The sequence below is a fragment of the Pseudomaricurvus hydrocarbonicus genome, from assembly GCF_011602365.1.
In the GTDB taxonomy this organism is placed as follows: Bacteria; Pseudomonadota; Gammaproteobacteria; order Pseudomonadales; family Cellvibrionaceae; genus Pseudomaricurvus; species Pseudomaricurvus hydrocarbonicus.
In genome coordinates this window covers 81952-103592 of sequence record NZ_JAAONZ010000020.1, presented here as the reverse complement: position 1 = coordinate 103592, position 21641 = coordinate 81952, and the positions used below count along the sequence as shown (strand labels likewise).

Here is a 21641-nt window from a genome sequence, read left to right as displayed (position 1 = left end):
GTCCAGCCTATGACCTAATCCAGCTTAAAGACTTTCTTCCGGCTTCAATATGCTGTCCGGCTTTAAAAGTTGTCGCAAACGACTTAACACCACCACGATATCATACTGGATGGCCAGCAGCACCGGTATCAAAATCAGGGTCACCAGGGTAGCAAACATAATGCCGTAACCCAGTGACACCGCTGCCGGAATCAAGGATTGTGCCTGCATGGACGTTTCTGACAGCAAAGGGACCAGTCCTGCAAAGGTCGTGAAGGACGTCAACAATACAGCGCGCAAACGGCCTCGACAGGCGTTCACCAAAGCGTCCATCAGATTGTCGCCATTGCGATATAATTCATTATAACGCGTGACCAACAGCAAACTGTCATTCACCACAACCCCGCTCAGAGCGATGATACCGTTAAACGACAGGATACTCAGCGCCAGATCGTTCATCCAGTGCCCCAGCATAGCTCCCATGATGCCAAACGGAATCGCGGTCATAATGATAAAGGGCTGAAAGTAAGATCCCAGGGGAATGGCCAACAAGATGTAGATCACCAACATGGCACCGACAAACATTGTGCTCATGGAAGTTTGCGTTTCTTGCTGCTCCTCCGCCTCGCCGGCAAAACGAATTTCCAGTGACGGGTACTGACGTTTAATTTGAGGCACAAGGTCACGTTGCAAACTGGACACCAAATCCGTTGATGACAGAGCTTCTTTGTCCACATCTGCCGACAAATACAGTGCCCTTTTGTTGTCAATACGGGTAATCGTGTCACGGGCAAACCCGTATTCAACGCTAGCAACACTGGACAGAGGCAACACCGCTCCGTCCTCGGTGCGGATGCGGGCATTGAGCACATCCGCGGGATTCTGACGTGCCGCTTGCGGATAGCGAACCTTCACTTCAATTTCGTCGGTACTGCGCTGGAAACGCTGTACCACCTGGCCACTAAAAGCCTGCAGCACCTGTTCGGCCAACATATCGGTGGTCAGTCCCAAGGCCTCACCCTGGGCGTTCAATTTAAGGTATAACTGCGGCTGGCTGGCTTCGAAATTGTCTTCAATGCCACTGACGGCTGGCGTTTTTTCCAGAGCTGACTTCAACAGAGCTCCGGCACCATTCAACACCTCATCGTCGCTGGCTCGCAGCTCTATCCGCAGGGCATCGACCATTTCCGGACGACTGGCCACACTGATGGTTTTCGCCCCTTCCGGAATCGACACGATCGCTTTCCAGGCGCGGGTAAACTCATCCATATTATAGGGCGATGCTTTTGACAGTTCGACGGTCACTTTACCCGACTGATCGGCTTCTGATAAAACCTGTAAATTGGCAATGCCGGAATCCAGACGGCTGCCTTTTTCAGCCAGCAACTGCCGATCAATCTGATGAGCTTTTTGTTCAATGCCCAGCAACGCAGAATGTGTCTGGCCAAAGCTGGTATCTGCCTGCATGGTTAACCGTGCACTAACCGTATCACCACTGAGTTCTGGAAAAAAACTGACTCTCAAAGCACCAGTAAAGGGCATGGCGATGACCAATATGAACGCCGCCATAAACACCATCACTACGGCATATCGATACTGCAATGCGAATTCGATGGCGGGTTTGTAGAGACGTTCACTAAACCACTGTAAACCCGCATCGGCTTGTTTCTGCACCCAGTGAATGATGCGCATGAGCCGATTCTGGCTGGCAGTCTGATGTGTCTTCAGCTGCGCAAGGTGTGACGGCAGGATCAGTTTCGATTCCACCATCGACAACAGCAGACAGATGGTCACCACTGTGGCGAACTGGGCATAGATTTCACCCAACATGCCACTGATCTGTGACAGGGAAAAGAAGGCAGCGACCGTTGTCAGTACACCAAATAACGTGGGTACGGCAACCCGCATGGTGCCTTTAATGGTATTTTCTAAGCTGTCCCCTTCGGCCTTGCGCACACTGTACACACTTTCTCCGACCACCACAGCATCGTCTACAACAATACCCAGTGCCATGATGAAACCGAACGTGGTAAATTCATTCAACGACAGTCCGGCAAAATCATCTCCCATAAAAAACAGGGTGCCGAAGAAAATAAACGGCAATCCCATTGCCACCCAGAACGCCACGGTCAGGTTCAGAAAAATGGCCAACAGGATAAAGACCATGATGACACCGGTCAACGCGTTACCGGTCATCAATTCCAAGCGCTCGCTGATAAATTCACTGCGGTCATACCAGCTGGTCAACTCAATCCCCTGCGGCAACCGCTGCGCCTGATGCCAGTCGGCCACCACGGATTTAGCCGCGTCAACGGTTTTGGTGATATCATCCTGACCGGTGGTGATCACCTGAATGGCCAGACTGTTTTGCCCGTTGAAGCGGGATAACACGGAAGTATCGTCCGCGTAAGTGTCGTGCACCGTGGCAATATCCCCCAGGGTTAAACGCACTCCACTCGCACTGGTCAACAAGGGTATGGCGGCGAAATCTTCTTTCAGGTAAGCCTGTTCCGACGCTTTTAACTGCAGATAAACCGCTTCATTTTTCAGCACCGCGGTCATGGTGCTGGAAGAACCTTGATTAATCGCCTCTTCAATGTCCGATAACGACAATCCATAGGCTTGCAGGCGACCTTCATCCACTTCAATGGCCATCATCGGATCCAGCCAGCCTGACACCGTCACGCTGCTGATTTGAGCATGGGCCAACAGATCCGACTTTAAATCCTGCGCCAGTTGTTGCAGCGTCTGACGATCACCGTTGCCGTAGAGCTGTAACCAGAGTGAATGTTCCTGCCGCTGGGCTTTTTCAATGACCGGTTTTTTAGCATCGGCGGGAAACGTCGATATCGCATCTACCTTGGTTTTCACATCCCGCAGCAGGACATCCAGGTCATAGTCACTGGCTTTTTCCACCGTCACCGTCACACCGGTACCCGTAGAAGCACTGGTGAGGCTCTTGATCCCGGTGACCCCCTCTAACTGCTCCTCGATTTTGATCGCCAGCCCCTCTTCAGACTGCTGCGCCGAGCCACTGTCATAACTCATACTGACGGTCAGGCTATTGGGCTCAAGACTCGGAAACGCTTCTTTGCGCAGACCGTCCATCTGAAACACCCCCAGCACAATCACCAACAACATAAACAGGTTGGCCGCCACCGGATTGCGTGCAAACCAGGGAATAACCCCCTGATTCCAGGTTTGATTACTCACTGGCCACCTCCACCACCATGGTGTATTCTCTGGCAACGACCGCCATACCCTCGATATAACTGCTCAGAGGGTGTACCAGCACCTGTACGCTCAGGCCCTGTAAATTTTTGGGCGGCAACACATTAATAACATTCGCGTCACTGGAGACCGGATCGGCCGCAAATTTTTTCAGGGTATCTGCTTCGACATACCAGATCTCACCCCGCTGGCTAAGAGAGGACGCCGGCAGCTGCCACAGATCGTCCATCGCACGCCCCTTAACTTCGGCGCGCACAAAGGTGCCCGGTGCCAGTACCGGTGTTTGCTGCAACGGTTTTTCGACCGCCGCGATTAAAGACTGTTGACGAGTAGTTGCATCCAGGTGTAATTCTGTACGGAGCACATGCCCCTGCCACTGCTGACCGGTTTCGACGTCGGTAAACAGCACTGGCCACTCACCTTCATCCAAAGTTTGAACATCCGGCAATTTCTGCCAGTCACGTTTAGACATCGGCAGCGAGATCTGCAGCCAATCTGTACTGTATAACGAAGCGACAGCTCCGCCGGCCTGCAGGAAGCTGCCAGGCGACACACTGCGACTGACAATCAACGCATCAAACGGCGCCCGAATACGGGTCTGCTCCAGCTCTTGGCGCGCGCTGGCCACGGCCGCCCTGGCATTTTCTACCGCGGCCCTGGCAGCGTTTAACTGAGGTTGTCGCAACACCAGCGGAGAATCCGGTTCACCGGTCAAACCGGAATTTTCCCATTCAACGCGCGCCTGCTCGGCTTCTCGCTGGGCTTCCAGAAAGTCCACTTCGGCAGTGGCCAGATCGTTTTCAGCAGCAGCCAGGGCTGCGCGATAATTGCTGCTTTCCAATTGCAGCAACAAGTCCCCTTTTTTCACTTGCCGGCCGCTGTCAAAGGTCGCTGACAGCATCTCCACGCGACCCGCCAGTTGCGACGTCAGCTCCAGTTTGTAATGAGGTTCCGCCGCACCAAAGGCTTCCACGGTGGCAGCATGGCTACCCGCGGTCACGCTGATGACGGACACTTCAGGATAATCTGTGTGAACCTGTTTCACCGGTATGGGGCGGTTCGTCTGTGCAGCCATCATATGACTGTTGTAGATCACGACTCCCGCCAGTATCAGCAACGCGGCCAACAGGGAAAATCCTTTAGAATAACGCTTAATCATGTGTTTACTCCCAATCCCAGAGCCAGTCCCAAAGTGATGCGATTGCTGAGGAACTGGTAGGTCAAATTATCCAATTGAGCTTCAAGGTCGTAGGCCTGCTGCTGCACCAGCAGCAAGTCCAGCATCGTCGCCAGACCACTGCGGTATTTGCTTTGGTACTGATTCAGGTTCCGGCGGGCACTGTCGACAGCGGCCTGTGTATAATGCAGTTGGCGGTTCAAGCTGCGCTCAAGGCCGATCGCATCTTCGACTTCCTGCACTGCGGAGAACAAAGTCTCACGGTAGGCCTGATAACTTTGCGCGGTGGTCAGTTCCGCTGCCTCGGCAGCAGCTTTCAACGCCCCACCTTGAAACAACGGAGCGGTGAGCTGGCTCAAGAGAGCCCAAACAGGGTCTTTCAGCAACGCCTGCGACAACGAGCCGACACTGTCTTCCAGCGAGGCTTGCAGGCTGATGGATGGCAACATATTTTTGTACGCCACCTGAGTCCTGAAATCATCGGCTTCAATGGCCAGCCAGGCGGCTTTCAAATCGGGACGGCGCTGCAGTGTCTGTTGCGGTAAATCGGCCAGGGGCACCAAGACGTCGGGATAGTCACTGGCAATCACCGCCGCACCTTGAGAACGACCCAACAGGACATTCAGAGCGCGCTGTTGCTGGGCCAGAGACTCGCGGGTGGACTCCAGGTTGGCGCGAGCGCTGGCCGCCGTACTGCGGGCACTGTCAAGGTCCTCCAGAGACCCCAGTCCCGAGCGATAGCGCTGGACAATCAACTGCTCATTTTTTGTCAACACCTCCACCCGCTGCTCTTCAATACGTACTGTGTGCTGTAAATTCGTCAGTTGTAACCAACCCTTCATGACCTCTGCCACCAGTGTATCCCGGGCAGATTGATAGAGCGCCTGCTGTTCAGCCACGTCTTTGGCGGCGGCACTGGTTTGATTGGCCACTTTCAACCACAAGTCCAACTCCCAACTGATGCTCGCTGAACCGGTATAAAGGGCCTCTTGATCCTCACTTTTACTGGCATCCACCCCTGCATTCACACTGGGCAGCTGTTCAGAACGGGACTGACGGTACTGGGCTTGAAGAATATTCAGAGACAACAAGGTCTGCTGCAGGCTGGGATTGGCCTGCAGGGCTTCATCAATCAAAAACTCCAGTTCCGGGGAGTGCAGCAGGTCGGTAAGCTCCATCACCGCCTGGCTGTTGTCCAGCTGCGACCACTGTTGAATCTGCCGCTGCTGTTCTGCCTGCGCAGCATAGCCCGTCTCGCCACCCAAAGAGCTACACCCACCTAACAGCAGACTGCCAAGCACAATAACAGGGGTTAATCGGCGTAAATACTTCATGAACGTTTCTGCTCCTTGAGCGTTACATAACTTCGTCAACACGGCAGCGCCAACCCCATAACGCCAACATGGCTACGCTGAGAGTGCGACTATAGACAACCGGGGGTTAACGTCGGGTTAAGGCCCTGGCCAGGGGGAAAGGAACTGATTCGGGATGAGGTCACGGCCAGACACCCCCAAAAGGGGACATCAGTGGCTGGAAAACCGGGGGGTAGCGCTGTGCAAAAACATCTTACAAAATAGCTGTATGACAAAAACAGCACGCCTTTACCGGACTTAACCCGATAGGTTCGATGCAACGCAGGTGTTATAAATAGGAACCGGGGGGAAATACTTCAGCAGAGAGGGTATTGACAACCAAATGGCCGTTGCCCCTTGCCAGCGTTTAAATACACAAGCAGGTCATACTTCAGATCGCAATCCGCTTTATCAGCAGACCAGAGACGATGCCGCTAGTCAAAATCGGTAGATTTTTTAACCCGCGCTTTTTTGGATCTGTATAAGGCGCAGTCCGCACGACTCACAAACTGGTTAGGCTCTTCGCCTTTTTCCAATTGAGCAACCCCGAAACTGGCCGAGGTCACAGTGTCAGGGTGTATGTCTAAATGGTGAATCAAACCCTGTAATTTTTCGCTCAGCACCAGTGCCCGATCCAGGGGAGTGTTCGGCAACAACAGCATAAACTCATCGCCGCCCCACCTGACCGGGATATCAATTTCGCGGATATTGGCGTCGATGATTTCCGCTATTTTCACCAGGGTCAGATCTCCAGCAGCATGGCCGAACTGATCATTAATGGGCTTAAGATTATCGACGTCAATGGCAATTAACGACAAGGGTTCATTAAATCGAATGGAGCGTGCGCATTCCAATTTCAAGGTTTGGTCAAAATGAAGTCGGTTATACAGTGAAGTCAGGGAATCTTTGGTGGCCAACAATTCCACTTCTTTGATTTTCTGCGCCAAGAGACGATTAACCTCAATCAATTCCCGGGTCTGGGTATTGACGATTTCCTGCAGGGAGAGATTTTTCTTCTCCGACTCTTCCCGTTGCTGTTTCTCCACGGAGCAATCATGATGCACACCGATCATTCGGGCAACCGTGCCATCGGCATTGCGTTCAACAATCTTGCCCCGATCTTCTATCCACAGATAGCCGCCATGTTTGGTGCGGCAACGATACTGAACCTTATATTCGGACGATTTATCGTTGATGTGATCGTCAAAGTGCTGCATCACCCGGTCAAAGTCATCGGGGTGTATGACACTCTCCCAGGTAAAAACCGTATTCTCGAGCTCATCCACGTCGTAGCCCAGCATCACATACCAGCCAGGGCTTCGGTAGACAAAGTTGGTCCGGGCATTCCAATCCCATATGCCATCGCTGATCAGCTCCAGAGTAGCCGCCAGGCTTTGATCCGTCATTTTGGGTAAACTACCAGGCATTGCTGTGTTCCACGCGCATATATACGTCCAATGATTCTAGCTCAGCCCATTAAACCTTACCTTATTTTCATAAGACACTGAAATGCCGCCCGCCACAAAGGTTGATGCCCTGTTGGCGCATTATTCATTTTAAGTAAGGTGGAACCCAGGCAACACAAAGTCAGGCGCTGGAGGCTCACAATCTTGGGACACGCTCAACAACCCTGATGATGGACAGGCGGAACCATGTCACCCCCTTCCTGGGGCTGACAGAGCGGTAAAATAATGTCTTTGAATGGATCAATCCCGCAACAATTACTCAGCTTTATGGATGCAAAATGACCCATCGCCATAACCAACATGGCATTATTGAGTATGCCGTGCCTTCAAACTGTGGTCGGTGGTGTTCGGAATGATCGTACTGGCTTCAGCGCCATGAATATTGCCCATTTTGATATCATTAAAAGTCTCTTCCACGACCTCCTGTCCCCCTTCACCGGCTCGATACATGTTGCCGAGAAAATAAAGTGTTCTTAAAGCCGGTCCTGTAAAGACGAAAACAGAATCAACAAACTGGTTGTTATGAAATGTGGGGGACGGATCACCGTCATACACCAGTTCACAATTTTTAAAGGTACAATCGCGATAAAAATTTCCGTGTAAAACCACTCGTTCTCCATCAAACGTCCGTTCACTGTAAAGCATGGGACACACCTCGCTATGATGTCGTACTTTAAGATTAGAGGTAAGTCGATAAAATGACAACGCCGAAACTCAGATACTCAGATACTACCGTTAGATCAGCGCCAAACATTGCCGACCGTCAGGCCCTTGTGGGATACCGCACAAATCACTGTCCGACTAACCGATATCGTCACCGTCCCCCTAACGTTCGTTGTTCCTGGCACCACTATCAGCCGAAATCCTAAGACTGTCTGGCGCTAGCACGCTCTATTTTGAATTTAAGGCCCGGACCGTCTCAGCGTGAATGAAATACCTGAAGACAAGGTACCTGAAGGTATAGATCGTTGTTCTATCTAAAGTCTCTGAGATCAATCTCTGGACGGACTGGGTGTCTTGGTTTCCATGACGACAGCAATGCATTTTTGCAGTGTCATTCGCGCGCAAATATTTATGAAACTTGGGTTTGCATGAGTGGCTTTTATATGTGCGGTATGGGCTATGGTTTGTCGTGCTTGCCGATTTGAAGGTAATTTAAATGTGCTGTCAGGGCTTGCCAGACGCCTTTCAACCTGGCGTGACTTACTTCCGAGTTTTGCGCGTCCTATTTTACGGGTCCCACTTCATCCCTCGAACCTTCGCCAAGGGCGCTCAGGCAGACGACCCATGCGGCCAAACAAAACTTGATTGTGATCAATGGCACCTCATTCACAGCTGCTAAACTCTCTAGATAGGCTGTTGTCCCAAAGGCACATTGTGACCGCTTTGCTTTAAGGAAGAGCACTTCAATGTCTAACCACTCCCAAACTGCCCCCATTGGTGTGATTACCGAAGTCCACGGGCCTGTTATTGTAGTGCAATGCCAACCATTACCGCCTCTGCGCCGGGCCCTCTTCACCCGGATTAACGGAGACCACTACCTGTTCGAGGTGCATCAGCATCTGGACAATCTCCATGTGCGGGCCATTCTTCTGCACCGCGGTGCCGGTTTACAGCGCGGCGCCGCGGTATTTGACAGCGGAGGCCCCGTTCAGGTGCCGGTATCCAGGGCCTGCCTGGGACGGGTAGTCGATGTCTTCGGTGCCCCGCTCGACAATTTGCCCCCATTCACCACCACCGAATACGCTGACATCCACGGACACCCCGTCCCGCTGAGTGATTCCGTGACGACCGATGAAGTACTGCCAACCGGCATAAAAATTATCGATTTGCTCTGCCCTTTTGTACGTGGGGGCAAAACCGGCCTGTTTGGGGGAGCCGGCGTGGGCAAAACCATGTTAATCATGGAATTTATGCACGCCATTGCCCATTTCCATCAAGGCCTGTCGGTATTTGGTGGAGTCGGAGAACGCATTCGCGAAGGCCATGAGTTATGGCACGAAATGCGCGCTGCGGACGTATTACCTCATGCGGTCCTGGTGTACGGGGAAATGGACGAATCGCCGGGGGTACGTCTGCGCGTTGCACTCACCGCGTTGACGTATGCCGAATATTTACGCGACAGCCTGCAAAAAGAAGTCCTGTTTGTGATAGATAATGTCTATCGGTTTGTTCAGGCTGGCAGCGAAATTTCCAGTCTGTTAGGGCGTATGCCCGCCACCGTTGGTTATCAGCCAACCCTGGCCTCAGAAGTCGCGGAACTCGAAGAGCGAATTAACTCAACCCCCGCCGGCGCGATCACCTCCGTACAGGCCGTGTACGTACCCGCTGATGACATGACCGACCCCGCCGTCAGCGAAATCCTCAGCCATCTTGATACCCATGTGATTCTGTCACGCACTCAGGCCAGCCAGGGCATTTACCCTGCGGTAGACCCCCTGGCTTCCAGCAGTCGATTACTGGACCCCACGGTTGTCGGACAGCGTCACTACGCTATTGCCCAGGGGGTGCGCGAGCATTTGGCCCGCTATAAAGAACTGGAAAATATTATTTCCATGCTGGGTATTGAAGAATTATCCGAGAAAGACCAGCAAATTGTTCGCCGAGCCCGTAAATTACAGCGCTACCTCACACAGCCATTTTTTGTCACGGCGGAGCACTCCGGCATCGCCGGTGTCAGCGTGAGTCTCGACAACACACTGGATGATTGTGAAGCATTCATCAATGGCGATTACGACAGTGTCACTGAAAAATCCTGCTACATGCAAGGTCGCATGCAGGTAAGCGAGTCATGAACACCTTTGCCCTGCAGCTATTTCAATCAACAGAAACCGACCGCATTGACGAGGTTACATTATTTGTCGGTGAAGATGCCAGTGGCAGCTTTGGCATTCAGGCCAACCATGCACGTTTCATTACTGTGTTAACGATGGGCTTGGCACGAGTCGATCGAACAGACGGTCGACGTGAATTTTTAGCCACATCCGGTGGTTTGATTTATTTTCGCAAAAATCAGTTAGTGCTCCACACCCGACGCTACTGGCGAGGTAATAATTATTCTGACATGCAGGCCATACTGCAGCAAAAATTTCAGGCGGAGGACGCCTCATTACAGCAAATTAAAAGCAATCTTACCCACATTGAAAAAGCCATGTTCCGACGCCTGATGGAACTGGAGCACCAACGATGAAAGAGCGGGAGGAGCTGAAAAAAAAAGTCAGCCGACAAGTCAAGCGCCTCGACAATGCCCGACGCGATACCAGCGTCCTCGCGCAGATGGGTTATTTTGGCAGTGTGGGGCTGCTATTTGTGCTGCCAGTTGTCGGCGGCGCTTACTTCGGCGCCTGGCTGGATGAAAAGCTGCCCGGATTTTCATCCAGCTGGACGGTGAGCTTTATCGTTCTTGGTGTGATCGTCGGCGCCCTCAATGTGTACTGGTTTATCCGTAACATGGAAGATTGACTGAACATGCAAAAAGACATCATGAGCGAATGGTCCATAAGCCTCGGACCGCTGCAGCTGACCAACAGTTTACTCACCAGCTTTGGTATCACGTTGGGCATCGTGCTGATTTCCCTGCTATTAACCCGCAAGTCAGCCCTTCACCCCAGCGGCACTCAAGTTATGCTGGAAGGCATCGTCGGCTCTATTGAAGATGCGGTTCACGCAGTACAGCCCGAGCACACCCGGCAATTAATGCCGTTGATCGGAACTCTTTGGATATTTCTGGTCATTGCCAATTTAATTGGCATCATCCCCGGGTTTGAATCCCCTACCCGGGACTTATCCATCACCAGCGCTCTGGCGATGATTGTCTTTTTCTCCGTCCATTGGTTTGGCATCCGCAGCCAGGGCTGGCGCGCCTATTTTAACCACTACCTTACCCCAACTCCCCTGATGTTACCGTTTCACGTGATCAGTGAGCTGACCCGTACCCTGGCTCTGGCAGTAAGACTGTTTGGCAATATGATGAGTCTGGAAATAGCCGCACTGCTGGTACTGCTGGTCGCCGGCTTTCTCGCACCCGTTCCGCTGTTGATGCTGCACATCGTAGAAGCCCTGGTCCAGGCCTATATTTTTGGAATACTCGCACTGATCTATATCGCCAGCGCGCTGCAATCGCAACAACGTCACCTCGACAAGTCTCAAACTGAAAAAGGAAATGCCCATGAGTGATTTATCATTACTGACCATTGTTACAACGGCGATGGTGTTACTGGCCATCGCCCTGGGTGTGATTGGTCCCGCTCTGGCAATGGGACGAGCCATCAGTCAGGCACTGGAAGCCCTGGCCCGTCAGCCGGAAAGTGAAAAGGCCATTATGCGGACTCTGTTTATCGGTCTCGCCATGATTGAATCACTGGCTATTTATGTTTTGGTCATCGCCTTAATCGTGCTCTTTCGCAACCCTTTAATTGCGCTCATACAGTAGGCCACACTCTTGGAACTGAACTGGACCACTTTCGCGCTGGAAATCCTGAATTTTTTGGTGCTGCTTTGGCTTCTCAAACGGTTTCTGTACAAACCCGTAATGGGCGCAGTAGAAAAACGACGCGCGGCCATTGAACAGGATCTCGCCAGTGCCAATGAACAAAAACAACAGGCCGAAGCGCTGCTGCAACAACAGCAAAGACAACTGGCCGAGCGTGAGCATGAACAGCAGCAGGCAAAACTGTTACTGCAAAAAAGCATCGACAGCGAACGTAAATTACGTCTAGCCGCACTGGATAAGGAACTGGATGGTGAACGTGAACGACGCAAAATAGCCGACCAGCATCAGCGGGCAGAAGCACTTAAGCGACTGGAGCAACAAGCGATTGAGGTCAGTGCGAAGTTTTGTGCACGGCTGCTGTCGCGCTTTAGCGGAGCCGAACTTGAGAGCTTGATTATTCAGGTCACCTGTGAAGAGCTTAACCGGCTACCCTCTGAGCGTAAAGATGAGCTCAAAGCGTCGCTGGCTCACCCCGGAGATTCGGTTGCCATCCGGTCAGCCTACCCCATGTGCGATCCACAGCGTCAACGACTGGCACAGACCCTGTCAGACATCACTGGCAATGTGGATTTACAACTTCAATATATTGAGGATGCCGCACTGATCAGTGGTGTCCATATCCTCGCTGGGCCCTTGTTCATACAGGCCAGCCTGGCCAACGAGCTGCATTTTTTTACCGAGGTGTTGGTTAATGATGGCGGAGCTTGTCAATGACAGAGACCCCGGCTAACCGTAAAAACTCTCCTCTGTCACGTTTAACGGAGCATGTGGACGACTATCAGTTCAGCCCTCGATTTGGGGAAGTGGGTGAAGTAACCGCCGTTGGCGACGGCATTGCCTGGGTAAATGGCCTGCCCTCGGCAGCCATGGATGAGTTGCTGTGGTTTGAAGATGGCAGCCAGGGTCTTGTCTTTCATTTAAGTCCATCAACATTGGGGGCCATACTCCTTAAAGAAACGCCGGCCCTTGCGTCCGGCACCTCGGTTCACCTGAGCAAAAGACAACTAAGTATACCGGTCGACGATGGGTTACTGGGCCGGGTCATTACTCCACTGGGGGACCCGCTGGACGGCCAGGACGCAGCGCAGTGCACACAACGGCAATTGCTCGATACCCGTGCCCCCACCATCTACCAACGTGACTTTGTGAAACAGCCGTTATACAGCGGTAACAAAATCATCGACACCCTGATTCCCATTGGCAAAGGCCAGCGGCAGTTGATTATCGGTGACGAGGGGTTGGGACGCAGTTCACTGGCCATAGATGCCGTCATCAGCCAAAAAAACCACCACACGCGCTGTGTCTACGTACTCATTGGGCAACGTCGATCAGCCGTTACCAGTACCCTGAGGTATCTGCGTGAACACGGCGCCATGGACTACACCTGTGTGGTCGTGAGTGAAGCCAGTGCCTTGGCCGGAGAAAAATACATTGCTCCTTTTGCCGGCTGTGCGATCGCCGAAGCCTGGATGCAGCAAGGTAAAGATACCCTGATCGTCTATGACGATCTGACCACTCACGCCCACGCCTATAGAGAGCTGTCCCTGCTGTTGCGTCGTCCACCGGGTCGCGAAGCCTATCCCGGTGACATTTTCTTTTTACACGCACGCTTGCTGGAGCGCGCCACTCATCTCAATGCAGAATTTGGTGGTGGCAGCATGACGGCACTGCCGATTGTGGAAACACAGCAAGGTGAAATCTCTGCGTACATTCCCACCAACTTGATATCCATTACCGATGGCCAGATTTATCTGGATGCGCAATTGTTCAATTCGGGTTTTCGCCCCGCTATCGACATCTCCAAATCGGTATCGCGAATTGGTGGTAAAGGCCAATCCGCCGCTATTAAGGAAGAGGCCGGGAGGACCAAACTCGACTATTTACAATTTTTGGAACTGGAAGTTTTCACGCGTTTTGGCGCCCGCCTTGAAGCCGGCATGGAACAGATCCTGAAACGTGGACAGATACTGCGAAAACTGCTGATCCAGCATCGTCTCGAGCCGGTATCGCCGACGTTTAATTTGGCCTGGCTGATTGCCTTCAATGAACACTGGTTTGACGAGTTATCGATGGATACAAGCGTCGACACGTTGAATAGCCTGCGCGACCACGTCAAGACGCTTAACCTGACCCTGGATTCGCCCCGACAGAATTGGGTAGTAGCCTTGCGGCCCTGGTATCAGGAGCAACTGCCTCAATCAGCGTCATGCAACGTCAACGATCCAGGTTCCGTGTTATGAGTAACCTGCAAGCTATCCGCCAACAGAGGAAATTGCTGGATGAAATTGGAAAGATTATGGACAGCATTAAAACCATTGCCCTGATTGAAATGCAACAGTCTCGCCACACGCTCGACAATCAACGCCAGGGCATCAGCGCCATGCAATCAGCCGTGAGTGATTTCATGACCACATTTGATGCTGTTCATTCTGCCACGGACCAACCATTTTCAAACTGCCCCAATGTGCTTATTTTAATTGGCAGCGAGCGTGGTTTCTGTGGCGATTTCAATGCACGAGTGGTCGATACACTGACACAATCCATCGACACGCACGTGCTTGAACAGTGTCAGTTGATCGTAGTGGGTTATCGATTATGGAACAAGCTTCAGCATCTCTCCCATGCACTCACGCCATTGTCGGGAGCTAACGTAGCGGCCGAAATTAAGACCACCCTGGCTGCTGTGGTTGAGTTATTATCCACGGCTCCTCCCGCAGGAGGTTTTGAGTCGGTAACCGTGGTATTTCACGATGACAGACACAAACAAGTTCGCCAGGTAAAGTTGCTCGAAGGGTTTATGGAAAATCCTCGGTCTCAATCAACCACAACGTCTTACCCCCCGCTAACCAATCTTGCGCCCGCCGAGTTACTGACAGAGCTGATGGGCCAATATGTGTATTCTCACCTCAATTACCTGTTGACCACCTCCTTCGTCGCCGAGAACGAACAGCGCGTGGAGCACTTGCGAAACGCTCTCGACCAGATCGACAATCAGCATCTGGAATTGGCCAAAAAACACAACCATTTGCGGCAAGAAACCATTACCGAAGAGCTGGAAATTATTTTGCTGAATACCCTGGACAAGCCAGAGCCATGACATGTCACTCCGCAAAATTCGCCGACGCCGTAACTTTTACCTTTACCCGATTGTTACGGACATTAACTACACGGGTTATTACTCTCACACATCAATTGGATTTATACCATGAGCAACAACAGTACCGGCGCGAATGACAACACCGATACCAATGACACCGATACGAATCACAACACCGACACCAATGACACCGCCGCGCAGCCTCAGACGACGCTAACGCCTGATGAGCTTCACAAACTGGATGCCTTCTGGCGCGCCTGTAATTATCTGGCCGCGGGTATGATCTACCTGCGAGACAATGTGCTGTTAACCCAGCCACTGGAACGAATGCACCTCAAGCAGCGGCTGCTAGGCCACTGGGGCTCGAGTCCCGGACTGTCGTTTATTTATACCCATATCAACCGATTGATCACGACATTCGACATCAATGCCATCTTTCTGGCCGGCCCTGGTCACGGCGCTCCCGGAGTGCTGGCGCCGGTCTATCTGGAAGGCACCTATTCAGAAGTCTACCCGGAAGTGAGCCAGGACCTCGAAGGCCTGCGCCAGTTATTCAGGCGTTTCTCGTTTCCCGGCGGAATCGGCAGTCATTGCACCCCCGAGTTGCCGGGTTCCATCCACGAAGGAGGGGAACTCGGATACAGCCTCTCCCACGCGTTTGGTGCTGCCTTCGACAACCCCGATCTGATCGTGACAGTGGTGGTGGGAGACGGAGAAGCCGAAACCGGACCGTTGGCCACCGCCTGGCATTCCAACAAATTTCTCAACCCAGTGCGCGACGGTGCCGTACTACCCGTGCTGCACCTCAACGGATACAAAATCAATAATCCCACACTGCTGTCACGCATTCCCCACGATGAACTCGCTTCCCTGTTCCGGGGCTACGGCTGGAAGCCGTACTTTGTCGAGGGCGAGGACCCCAACACCATGCACGAACGGATGGCCACAACCCTCGACGCCTGCCTCAAGGAGATACAGTCTCAGCAGGCACAGGCACGCCTTAAAAATCAGCCGCAGCGGGTCATCTGGCCCATGATTATTTTGCGCTCCCCCAAAGGGTGGACTGGGCCTGAAGCCATAGGCGGCAATAAGATCGAAGGCTCCTGGCGAGCCCATCAGGTCCCCCTGCCAGGAGTGCATGACAGCGAAGAGCAGTTCAAGATGCTGGAAACCTGGCTGCGCAGCTATCGACCTGAAGAACTGTTTGACCCCGATGGACAGTTGATCACGAGCCTGAGGGCCGTAGCACCGCAGGGTAACCGGCGCATGAGCGCCAACCCCCACGCCAATGGTGGCCTGTTAAAACGCGAGTTGCGCATACCTGACTTTCAAGACTATGCCGCTGCGGTGGCGCTACCCGCGACAACTCGCGCCTACAACACCAAACCCCTGGGTGCGATGCTGCGGGACATCATGCAGTCCAACCCCGAAAACTTCCGCGTCTTCGGGCCCGATGAAACCACCTCCAACAAACTGGATGCCATCTACGAAGTCAGCAAAAAACTGTGGCTAGCCCAATACTTGCCTGAAGATGACAATGGTGGCGAGCTGTCGCCCGATGGCCGGGTGCTGGAAATGTTGTCGGAACACACCTTACAAGGCTGGCTGGAAGGCTATGTCCTCACGGGCCGTCACGGCTTTTTTGCCACCTATGAAGCCTTCGTCCACGTCATAGACTCCATGTTTAACCAACACGCCAAGTGGCTGGCCATCGCCGACACGCTGCCCTGGCGCCTGCCCATTGCCTCCATCAATCTGCTGATTACCTCCACCGTATGGCGACAGGATCACAATGGTTTTACCCATCAGGACCCCGGTTTTCTCGACATTGTGGTCAACAAAAGTCCAGCGGTCACGCGCATCTATTTACCCCCGGACGTCAACTGCCTGCTGTCAACGGCCAATCACTGCCTGCGCAGCCACAACGACATCAACATCATCGTCTGTGACAAACAGGAGCACATACAATACCTGTCGATGGATGACGCCATCAAACACTGCACCAAGGGATTAGGCATATGGCCTTGGGCCAGCAGCGATCAGGATGCCGAACCGGATGTGGTCATGGTGGGTTGCGGCGACATACCCACCAAGGAAGCTCTGGCAGCCACCGCATTATTGCGCGACCGCTTTCCGGATTTGAAAATACGTTTTATCAACGTGGTGGATTTATTTCGTTTGTCACCCGAACATGAACATGGCCTTTCTCACCGTGACTTTGACAGTCTGTTTACCATAAATAAACCCATCATTTTCAATTTTCACGGTTACCCCTGGCTCATCCATCGCCTGGCTTACCAGAGAACCAACCACGATAACCTGCACGTGCGCGGTTATCGCGAGGATGGCAACATCAACACCCCGCTGGAGCTCGCCATCGTTAACCAGATCGACCGCTTTAGTCTGGCCATTGATGTTATTGACCGGGTTCCCGGGTTACAAAACCGCGGTGCTCATGCAAAACAGGCATTCAGGGATCGACAGATCGAGTGTATAGAATATGCCCATGAATTTGGCGTTGACCTGCCAGAAGAAGACCATTGGCTTTGGACACATGATCACACTCCCCAGTGACCATCCGGGTAAGCTGATCAACATGAGGAGGGCATCCGTTTGGACAATTACGTCACCACGATAGGCGCCGTCCTGGGTGGACTGGGACTGTTTTTACTGGCCGTCAACATGATCACCGATGGCCTCAAGCAAGCTGCGGGAAAATCTTTAAGATCCATTTTGGCAAACTGGACAAACACACCGCTGAAAGGGATTGCCTCCGGCTTTTTCATGACCGCCATTGTGCAGTCTTCCAGTGCCGTTACCGTCGCGGCCATCGGTTTTGTCAACGCCGGCCTGATCAGCATGCGGCAGGCACTGGGTATCGTTTACGGCTCCAATATTGGGACCGCCATGACAGCCTGGCTGGTAGCGCTGCTGGGGTTCAACCTCAACATTCCCGCCTTTGCCCTGCCGCTGGTGGGCATCGGCATGTTAATTAAACTGATTAAGCAGGAGGGCCAGGCGGCGGCCTTTGGCATGGCGCTGGTCGGATTTGGTTTGTTCTTTATCGGCATTGATGTGCTGAAAACAGCGTTTGAAGGGGTGATCCAGACTTTCGATTTGACACAATTTAACGCTGAAGGTATCTCCGGCGTCTTGATTTACCTGTTGCTTGGCATCACCCTTACCGTTCTCACCCAGTCCTCCAGCGCCTCTATCGCCTTAACCATTACCGCTGGTACCTCGGGCATGGTTGGCCTTAACGCGGCGGCAGCGATGATCATTGGCGCGAACGTCGGCACAACCTCAACCGCAGCTCTTGCCTCCATTGCCGCCACCTCACATGCAAAACGTGTGGCACTGGCTCAAGTGATCTTTAATGTGGGTACGGGACTGGTCGCCTTGCTGATATTACCGCTGATGTTTTTGGTGATCGAGGGGCTGAGCCGGTTTCTGGGTCTAGCAGCCCTGCCGAGTGTCACGCTGGCGCTGTTTCATACCGTGTTTAACGTGATCGGGGTCATGATGATTTACCCACTCAATAACCGCCTGGCCAACTTTCTGGAGCGCTGCTTTATCAGCCGTCAACAAAAACAATCACTGCCCAAATACCTGGATAAGGCCATTGCCAAAACACCGATACTGGCAGTCAATGCCATCACGCTGGAACTGATCGACGTCAGTCAACGGGTGCGGCAGATGGTTACCGAAGGGCTTTCATCCCGGCCTCAAACCGAACAGGATTTTCATGCCGAAACCAACAATATTAAACGCCTGTTGGCCGAAGTTTCTCGCTTTATTGTCAGCCTAGACAGACACGCCCTGTCAGAAGAAACGATCAAACAACTGGCCACACTATTGAGAATCGATCAGTACCTTCTCTCATGCACCGGCCTGTCCTCGCACCTGTTGGAGTACCGACAACTGTTAAACCTGATTCGTGATAACAGAATTTACGGTGATGTCGAAACATTTTACCGAACCGTGGATCTTTACCTACAGCAGGACTTTATCAAAAGCGAAGCCGCCAAAAAACACTCAAAAACACAGTTTTCTCATATTCATAAACTGCACAACGAGACAAAGGCCCAGTTATTATTGGCCGGGGCACAATCACAATTGTCCATTGAGCAGATGCTGGAAGTGATTGATGCACTCGAAAACTTGCAGAAAATCAGCGAGCAATGGCACAAGGCCACCAACAATTTACGCCGGTTATACACAGAGTCCGGTACCACTCAGCAACACCTGGGCAAAGAAGCACAGCTCCAGGACAGCAAAGACTCCGATACTCCACCGCCCCAAAATCAACCCCTCAGCCCGCACGTTGAAAACCTTTAACTGGAGGCACTATGGCAACATTAACTTTTTTAGGCGCTATTGAGGGCGTCACTGGATCCAACTATCTCTTATCCGTAAACGATTCTCGCATACTGCTCGACTGCGGACTGTTTCAGGGCCGTCGTGAAGAAGAGGCAGGCAACTTAAAACCGCTACCCTATGCCGTTGATGATATTGATGCCGTCGTTCTCTCCCACGCGCACCTGGATCATTCCGGGCGCTTGCCGCTACTGGTGTCGCAAGGCTACCGTGGCCCAATGTACATGACCGACCCAACCAGTGAACTGGTGGCCGTGTTACTCAAAGATGCCGCCTCGCTGCAGGAGAGAGACGCCGAATGGGAGAACAAACACCGCCGCCGAGCCGGTAAGGAAGATATTTCGCCGCTGTATACTTTAGAAGATGTTGACGATACCCTAAGCTACTGCAAAGGGGTCGCCTACAATCATCGTCTGAACATCGCGCCGGGTATTGACATTAATTTTCTGGATGCCGGGCACATTTTAGGCTCAGCCATAGTCGAAGTTTTCATTACCGAATCCGGAGTCAAAAAGAAGCTGGTGTTTTCCGGTGATCTGGGGAATTCTCAAGCGGCGTTACTCCGTGACCCTCAACAGGTCTCAGAGGCCGACGTGGTGCTAATGGAATCCACCTACGGTGACAGAGAGCATCGTTCGATGGAAGACACACTGCAGGAGTTTGAAACCGTGTTGGACGAAGCGTCCCAAAATGGAGGTAACATTTTAATACCCTCGTTTGCCGTCGGGCGCACGCAGGAAATCATTTTCCGACTGGGGGAACTGTATCAAAAAGGCAAGCTGAAACACCAGATCGTTTATTTGGACAGTCCAATGGCCATAGCAGTCACAGAAATATATCACCGCTATCAGGATGTCTACAATATCGAAGACAAAGCCTTGATCAGACACCAGGCCAGCCAGAGCAGCCTGCATACTTTTTTACCAATACTGCGATATTCCATGAGTACCGATGAATCCATGCAGTTGAATAACATCGATCGCGGCTGCATCATCATCGCGGGCAGTGGGATGTGCAATGGTGGACGTATTCGCCATCACCTCAAGCACAATTTGTGGCGCAGACAATCCCATGTTATCTTCGTCGGTTTTCAGGCGATCGGCACCCCTGGGCGCTCGTTGGTGGACGGAGCCAAAACCTACCGCATCGGTGGCGAAGAAATTGCGGTAAAAGCTTCCATCCACACCATGGGCGGGTTTTCTGCGCACGCGAGTCAAGCCCAGCTTATAGACTGGTTGAATGCGTTCCAAAATAAAAAGCTGAAACTTTATCTGGTACACGGGGAAAAAGAAGCCAAGTGCGCACTGCAAAAAGCCCTCAAAAACCAGGGCTGGTCGGCGCAGATACCGACGCTGAATGAAACCATCAACTTCTAACTCACCAACCCTCTAACAATAGATCTTCTATGAAAAAACACATACCCAAAAGCTGTATTTTTCCAACCGCCGCAGACGATGCCGAAGCCGCTACGCTGACACCCGAAACAGGGGATTCTTATCGGTTAGCCTATAGTGATGCAAACTTCCTGCTGCGCGATGATTTACGAGCAGTGCGGCTGCAACTCGAATGGTTAAAACCCGATTTGATTCAAGAGGAGTTGGAGATAGAGTCCACGGTTGTGATCTTTGGCGGGGCGCGTTTTCCGGAACTCAATGTCGCTCAACAACTGCTCAAGGTGGCCGAGAACGCCTTAGCCCAGAACCCGAATGATCCTCACAACATTAAACAATCCCGCATTGCCCACAATCGGGTCCGCAACAGTCGTTACTATGACGAAGCCCGCAAATTGGCCCATCAAATTACTCTCACATCACTGGCCTGCGGGGGAAAAGATTTTGTGATTGTTACTGGTGGCGGCCCCGGAGTCATGGAGGCCGCCAACCGTGGTGCCGCCGATGCGGGAGGCAAAAGCATTGGCTTAAACATTGTGCTGCCTTTCGAACAAGTTCCCAATCCTTATGTTCCCCCAGAGCTGAGCTTTCAATTTCACTATTTCGCCATCCGCAAAATGCATTTTTTAAAGCGCTCCCGGGGCTTGATTGCCTGCCCGGGTGGTTTTGGCACGCTGGATGAACTGTTTGAGACTCTGACGCTGATACAAACCCACAAAATCAAACCCCTGCCAGTCATTCTGATTGGCAGCCATTACTGGTCCCAGTTGATCAATTTTGAGTTTTTGGTGGAACAGGGAGCCATTGATGAGAAGGATCTGGAGCTGTTTCACATAGTCGATAACGCCGAGCAGGCCTGGAGCATTCTCGAAAAGTATTGGTTGAATGATGAAAGGCTTAGCTGAATGAATACTTTGCCGGTGATGCTGAAGTCCGTCTTGACGTCTTCATGAATGCCACAGAGAAAGTCTATCCTTAAGGACAGTACTATCCTTAAGAGCAATACTATGCTGAAGGGCAATACTATCCTTAAGGCCAATATTCACATGGTGAGCCAGGACAAACTCTAAGAACACAGA

Annotated in this window: 17 protein-coding genes; 12 read left to right on the top strand and 5 right to left on the bottom strand. The window is 52.2% G+C overall.

Annotation, left to right across the window (positions count from 1 at the left end; genetic code table 11):
* Positions 1–24 precede the first annotated feature (24 nt).
* The 5 genes from G8770_RS20055 to G8770_RS20035 all read right to left on the bottom strand — a co-directional run bounded on the left by G8770_RS20055 (position 25) and on the right by G8770_RS20035 (position 7850).
* Complete coding sequence (locus G8770_RS20055) at positions 25–3192, bottom strand: efflux RND transporter permease subunit (RefSeq protein WP_341771181.1); 3168 nt, start codon at positions 3190–3192, stop codon at positions 25–27.
* Positions 3185–4369 carry an efflux RND transporter periplasmic adaptor subunit gene (locus tag G8770_RS20050; protein WP_167191263.1) on the bottom strand — a complete coding sequence of 395 codons (1185 nt, stop codon included), beginning with the start codon at positions 4367–4369 and terminating at the stop codon, positions 3185–3187. Before G8770_RS20050 ends, G8770_RS20055 begins: the two co-directional genes overlap by 8 nt.
* Positions 4366–5721 carry a TolC family protein gene (locus tag G8770_RS20045; protein ID WP_167191261.1) on the bottom strand — a complete coding sequence of 452 codons (1356 nt, stop codon included), beginning with the start codon at positions 5719–5721 and terminating at the stop codon, positions 4366–4368. The genes G8770_RS20050 and G8770_RS20045 overlap by 4 nt, the downstream gene beginning before the upstream one ends.
* Positions 5722–6173: 452 nt before the next feature.
* Entirely contained in the window at positions 6174–7166 is a 993-nt protein-coding gene (locus G8770_RS20040; protein WP_167191259.1) for a sensor domain-containing diguanylate cyclase, read from the bottom strand.
* A gap of 345 nt (positions 7167–7511) precedes the next feature.
* Positions 7512–7850 carry a hypothetical protein gene (locus tag G8770_RS20035; RefSeq protein ID WP_167191257.1) on the bottom strand — a complete coding sequence of 113 codons (339 nt, stop codon included), beginning with the start codon at positions 7848–7850 and terminating at the stop codon, positions 7512–7514.
* Between the two features lie 764 nt (positions 7851–8614).
* Here G8770_RS20035 and atpD point away from each other — a divergent pair.
* The 12 genes from atpD (at position 8615) to G8770_RS19975 (ending at position 21467) form a co-directional block, all read left to right on the top strand.
* Positions 8615–10000: a F0F1 ATP synthase subunit beta gene (gene atpD / locus G8770_RS20030; RefSeq protein ID WP_167191255.1), complete on the top strand. Its 1386-nt coding sequence runs from the start codon at positions 8615–8617 to the stop codon at positions 9998–10000.
* Positions 9997–10395 carry a F0F1 ATP synthase subunit delta/epsilon gene (locus G8770_RS20025; protein ID WP_167191253.1) on the top strand — a complete coding sequence of 133 codons (399 nt, stop codon included), beginning with the start codon at positions 9997–9999 and terminating at the stop codon, positions 10393–10395. The genes atpD and G8770_RS20025 overlap by 4 nt, the downstream gene beginning before the upstream one ends.
* Positions 10392–10667 (top strand): AtpZ/AtpI family protein, encoded by a 276-nt coding sequence (locus tag G8770_RS20020; RefSeq protein WP_167191251.1) that lies wholly within the window; start codon positions 10392–10394, stop codon positions 10665–10667. Before G8770_RS20025 ends, G8770_RS20020 begins: the two co-directional genes overlap by 4 nt.
* 6 nt (positions 10668–10673) lie before the next feature.
* On the top strand, positions 10674–11381 hold the full coding sequence (locus tag G8770_RS20015; RefSeq protein WP_243760590.1) for a F0F1 ATP synthase subunit A: 708 nt from the start codon (positions 10674–10676) through the stop codon (positions 11379–11381).
* A complete protein-coding gene (gene atpE / locus G8770_RS20010) occupies positions 11374–11637 on the top strand; it encodes an ATP synthase F0 subunit C (RefSeq protein WP_167191250.1) in 264 nt (87 codons plus the stop codon). Before G8770_RS20015 ends, atpE begins: the two co-directional genes overlap by 8 nt.
* Before the next feature lie 9 nt (positions 11638–11646).
* Entirely contained in the window at positions 11647–12411 is a 765-nt protein-coding gene (locus G8770_RS20005) for a F0F1 ATP synthase subunit delta (RefSeq protein ID WP_167191248.1), read from the top strand.
* Positions 12408–13937: a F0F1 ATP synthase subunit alpha gene (locus tag G8770_RS20000; RefSeq protein ID WP_167191246.1), complete on the top strand. Its 1530-nt coding sequence runs from the start codon at positions 12408–12410 to the stop codon at positions 13935–13937. The genes G8770_RS20005 and G8770_RS20000 overlap by 4 nt, the downstream gene beginning before the upstream one ends.
* Positions 13934–14794 carry a F0F1 ATP synthase subunit gamma gene (locus tag G8770_RS19995; protein WP_167191244.1) on the top strand — a complete coding sequence of 287 codons (861 nt, stop codon included), beginning with the start codon at positions 13934–13936 and terminating at the stop codon, positions 14792–14794. The genes G8770_RS20000 and G8770_RS19995 overlap by 4 nt, the downstream gene beginning before the upstream one ends.
* 108 nt (positions 14795–14902) lie before the next feature.
* A complete protein-coding gene (locus G8770_RS19990) occupies positions 14903–17368 on the top strand; it encodes a phosphoketolase family protein (protein ID WP_167191242.1) in 2466 nt (821 codons plus the stop codon).
* Between the two features lie 39 nt (positions 17369–17407).
* The gene (locus G8770_RS19985) at positions 17408–19132 is read left to right on the top strand and encodes a Na/Pi cotransporter family protein (RefSeq protein WP_243760589.1); all 1725 of its coding nucleotides are present in this window, start codon (positions 17408–17410) and stop codon (positions 19130–19132) included.
* 11 nt (positions 19133–19143) lie between these two features.
* Positions 19144–20547, top strand: a complete 1404-nt coding sequence (locus tag G8770_RS19980; protein ID WP_167191240.1) for an MBL fold metallo-hydrolase RNA specificity domain-containing protein — start codon at positions 19144–19146, stop codon at positions 20545–20547.
* A 29-nt stretch (positions 20548–20576) separates the two neighbouring features.
* Complete coding sequence (locus tag G8770_RS19975; RefSeq protein WP_167191238.1) at positions 20577–21467, top strand: LOG family protein; 891 nt, start codon at positions 20577–20579, stop codon at positions 21465–21467.
* Positions 21468–21641: the final 174 nt, after the last annotated feature.